Annotated in this window: 3 protein-coding genes and 1 pseudogene; 2 read left to right on the plus strand and 2 right to left on the minus strand. The window is 58.9% G+C overall.

Annotated elements, in window-relative coordinates; genetic code table 11:
• Positions 1-176: pseudogene (locus YA0848_RS36305) on the minus strand (xanthine permease XanP); the annotation flags it as partial.
• 88 nt (positions 177-264) lie between these two features.
• Entirely contained in the window at positions 265-1,185 is a 921-nt protein-coding gene (locus YA0848_RS35205) for a LysR family transcriptional regulator (protein ID WP_034095736.1), read from the minus strand.
• 124 nt (positions 1,186-1,309) lie between these two features.
• Here YA0848_RS35205 and YA0848_RS35210 point away from each other — a divergent pair, with 124 nt between their 5' ends.
• On the plus strand, positions 1,310-2,659 hold the full coding sequence (locus tag YA0848_RS35210) for an aspartate aminotransferase family protein (protein WP_169902857.1): 1,350 nt from the start codon (positions 1,310-1,312) through the stop codon (positions 2,657-2,659).
• 39 nt (positions 2,660-2,698) lie between these two features.
• Positions 2,699-4,192 carry a CoA-acylating methylmalonate-semialdehyde dehydrogenase gene (locus YA0848_RS35215; protein WP_040265107.1) on the plus strand — a complete coding sequence of 498 codons (1,494 nt, stop codon included), beginning with the start codon at positions 2,699-2,701 and terminating at the stop codon, positions 4,190-4,192.
• The last annotated feature ends 115 nt before the right edge of the window (positions 4,193-4,307 follow it).

Here is a 4,307-nt window from a genome sequence, read left to right on the forward strand (position 1 = left end):
GGTAGGGCAAATGCGCGGTAAGGCCGAGGGTGGAGCCGATGATCAGCGGCGGAGTGATGATACCGACGAAGGCGGCAAACACATGCTGCAAGCGCGGCAAATAGGGCGGGGGCGGGTTTTGGGCGGTCGTTGAGACCGTAGATCAGGTCGCTGGGGCTGGAGGATTCTGGTGGCATGGCGGGCAAACTCAAGGCGGACGGTTCTAGGTCCTGATGCCCTTGCAAAAAGCTGTCCAGTTGCTCAGCTTTTGCGCCGAGGCCCGATTTAGCGTGTTGCAGCCAAGCTGTCGAGAAAGCTTTCCAGCACCAAATGAGGGCGACGGCCCTTGCGCGTGACCGATGCCAGGCTCAAATCGTAAAAACGTGTAGCCGGTTTCAGCGCACGCAGTCGGCCTTGTTGTACCCATAGGTTGGCGTAGTGATCAGGTAAATAGCCGATATAGCGACCAGTGAGGATCAGAAACGCCATGCCTTCGCGGTCCGACGCGCTGGCGGTGCAGTTGAGCGCCTGGTAGTGAGCCTGGATGTCTGCGGGCAGGCGAAAGGTCGGGGCGATTGCGTCCTGGCTATCGATGCGGGTGTCGTCCAGCGCTTTGTCGTCGGCATAGAACAGCGGATGACCGACTGCGCAGTAAAGCAGCGAACGTTCGCTGTAGAGCGGCTGGTATTCCAGGCCGGACAGCGCGCTGGCTTGGGGCACAACTCCCACATGCAGGCGGCCGTCGAGTACGCCTTGCTCCACTTCGTTGGGTGCGATCATGCGGATCTGAATCTGCACGTCCGGGCCCCGTTCCTTCAATTGTGCCAAGGCGTGTGTGATGCGCATGTGAGGCAGGGTGACAAGGTTGTCGGTGAGACCGATGATTAATTCGCCGCGTAAGTGCTGGTGCAGGCCGTTGACCTCGGTGCGAAAACTTTCCAGCGCGCTCAACAACTGCAGGGCCGACTGGTACACCTCGCGCCCTTCCTCCGTGAGCGAAAACCCCGCGCGGCCACGCTGGCAGAGCCTCAATCCCAGCCGCTGTTCAAGGTCGCTCATTTGCTGGCTGATGGCCGAGCGCCCGATGCCGAGCACGGTTTCTGCCGCCGAGAACCCGCCGCATTCCACCACGCTGCGAAAGATGCGCAATAAGCGGATATCAAAGTCGCTGACTTGAGCCAGGGGATCGGGACGACGGATGCTCATAGTTTAGTGAAGCCCTGACTGAAGGTTAGAAAAGTTGGATTTCACCGACTTTATCGCCATGGCAATTTAGCTGCAAGAACGCTTTCAATCCCGACGCTGCCTTTTGCCCTGCGAGGTTTTGCTGATGAATATGCCCGAAAACGCCCCTTCGTCCCTGGCCAGCCAACTCAAGTTGGATGCGCATTGGATGCCGTATACCGCTAACCGTAATTTCCAGCGCGAGCCACGCCTGATCGTGGCCGCAGAGGGTAGCTGGCTGACGGATGACAAGGGGCGCAAGGTCTACGATTCGTTATCAGGCCTGTGGACCTGCGGCGCCGGGCACACCCGCAAAGAAATTCAGGAAGCGGTGGCCAAGCAATTGGGCACGTTGGACTACTCGCCGGGCTTCCAATATGGTCATCCGCTGTCCTTTCAACTGGCGGAAAAGATTACCGATCTGACCCCCGGAAACCTCAATCATGTGTTTTTCACCGATTCTGGCTCCGAGTGCGCCGACACCGCGGTGAAGATGGTGCGGGCTTACTGGCGCTTAAAAGGCCAGGCCACCAAGACCAAGATGATAGGCCGCGCACGGGGTTATCACGGGGTGAACATCGCCGGCACCAGCCTTGGCGGTGTGAACGGTAACCGTAAGATGTTTGGCCAGGCGCTGATGGATGTTGACCATCTCCCGCACACCTTGCTGGCAAGCAATGCGTTTTCCCGCGGCATGCCTGAGCAGGGCGGCATCGCCTTGGCAGATGAGTTGCTCAAGTTGATCGAGCTGCATGACGCGTCGAACATCGCCGCGGTGTTCGTCGAGCCGATGGCCGGTTCGGCGGGCGTGCTGGTGCCGCCACAGGGTTACCTCAAGCGCCTGCGCGAGATCTGCGATCAGCACAATATCCTGCTGGTATTCGATGAAGTGATCACCGGTTTCGGCCGCACCGGCTCGATGTTCGGTGCGGACAGCTTTGGTGTGACCCCGGACTTGATGTGCATCGCCAAGCAAGTCACCAACGGCGCGATCCCCATGGGCGCAGTGATTGCCAGCAGCGAGATCTATCAAACCTTCATGAACCAGGCGACGCCGGAGTACGCAGTGGAGTTCCCCCACGGCTACACCTACTCGGCGCACCCGGTCGCTTGCGCGGCGGGCCTGGCGGCGTTGGACCTATTGCAGAAGGAAAACCTGGTGCAGAGCGTAGCCGAAGTCGCTCCGCACTTTGAGAATGCGCTGCACGGTTTGAAGGGCAGCAAGAACGTAATCGACATTCGCAACTATGGCCTGGCCGGCGCGATCCAGATTGCCCCGCGTGACGGAGACGCCATTGTGCGTCCATTCGAGGCCGGCATGGCTTTGTGGAAGGCGGGGTTCTACGTGCGCTTTGGTGGCGACACGCTGCAGTTCGGGCCTACCTTCAACAGCAAGCCGCAGGACCTGGATCGCTTGTTCGACGTGGTCGGCGACGTGCTGAACAAAATCGACTGATTTCTCCTTCTATATAGAACAACTTTTCGGGAGCCCTGCATGAGCCTTATCCAGCATTTGATCAATGGCGAGTTGGTCAACGACAGCGGTCGCAGCGCTGATGTGTATAACCCGTCCACCGGCCAGGTGATTCACCAAGTGCCGTTGGCCAGCCGTGAAACTATCCAGCGTGCAATCGACGCAGCGAAGGCGGCCTTTCCGGCCTGGCGCAATACGCCGGCGGCTAAGCGCGCTCAGGTGATGTTTCGTTTCAAGCAATTGCTGGAGCAGAACGAAGCCCGCATCTCGCAGTTGATCAGCGAGGAGCATGGCAAAACGTTGGAAGATGCCGCCGGCGAGCTCAAGCGCGGGATCGAAAATGTCGAGTATGCGTGCTCGGCGCCGGAGATTCTCAAGGGCGAATACAGCCGTAACGTTGGGCCGAACATCGATGCGTGGTCGGACTTCCAGCCCCTGGGTGTAGTGGCCGGTATTACGCCGTTCAATTTCCCGGCGATGGTGCCTTTGTGGATGTACCCGTTGGCGATCGTCTGCGGCAACTGCTTCATTCTCAAACCTTCGGAGCGCGATCCAAGCTCGACGCTGCTGATCGCACAACTGTTGCAAGAAGCCGGTCTGCCCAAAGGCGTCCTCAATGTGGTGCACGGAGACAAAGGGGCGGTGGATGCGTTGATCGAAGCGCCTGAAGTAAAAGCTTTGAGCTTTGTAGGATCGACGCCGATTGCTGAGTACATCTATTCCGAAGCGACCAAACGCGGCAAGCGTGTACAGGCGCTGGGCGGAGCGAAGAACCATGCGGTATTGATGCCGGACGCCGATCTGGATAACGCGGTCAGTGCCTTGATGGGGGCTGCCTACGGATCATGCGGCGAGCGTTGCATGGCGATCTCGGTGGCCGTGTGCGTGGGCGACCAGGTCGCCGATGCTTTGATTGCCAAGTTGGTGCCGCAGGTCAAGGCATTGAAGATTGGCGCAGGCACGTCTTGCGGCCTGGATATGGGGCCGTTGGTCACTGGGCAGGCGCGGGACAAGGTCAGCGGCTATATAGAAGACGGCGTGGCTGCCGGCGCTGAGTTGGTGGTCGATGGTCGCGGGTTGAGTGTTGCCGGTCATGAGCAGGGCTTCTTCCTCGGCGGTAGCCTGTTTGATCGCGTAACCCCTGAGATGCGTATCTATAAAGAAGAGATTTTTGGCCCAGTGTTGTGCGTGGTTCGGGTAGACAGCCTGGAAGCTGCGATGCAACTGATCAATGATCACGAGTATGGCAACGGCACTTGTATCTTCACCCGTGATGGTGAAGCGGCACGTCTGTTCTGTGACGAAATCGAAGTGGGCATGGTGGGTGTGAACGTTCCGCTGCCGGTGCCGGTGGCTTATCACAGCTTTGGTGGCTGGAAGCGATCGCTGTTTGGCGACTTGCATGCGTATGGGCCGGATGGTGTGCGCTTTTACACTCGGCGCAAGGCGATTACCCAGCGTTGGCCGCAGCGGGCCAGTCATGAAGCGTCACAGTTTGCTTTTCCCAGCCTTTAGCCCTCGTTGGCTAGGCGGGAAGCCGGCCCATTAGGGCCGGCTTTCGTGCTTTGGGGCGTTTTTTGACCAGTACGACAGAATTATGAAAATAGTGGTTGACGGCAGATTCCAGAAG

It is taken from the genome of Pseudomonas sp. S4_EA_1b, assembly GCF_016307435.1.
Taxonomy (GTDB): domain Bacteria; phylum Pseudomonadota; class Gammaproteobacteria; order Pseudomonadales; family Pseudomonadaceae; genus Aquipseudomonas; species Aquipseudomonas rhodesiae.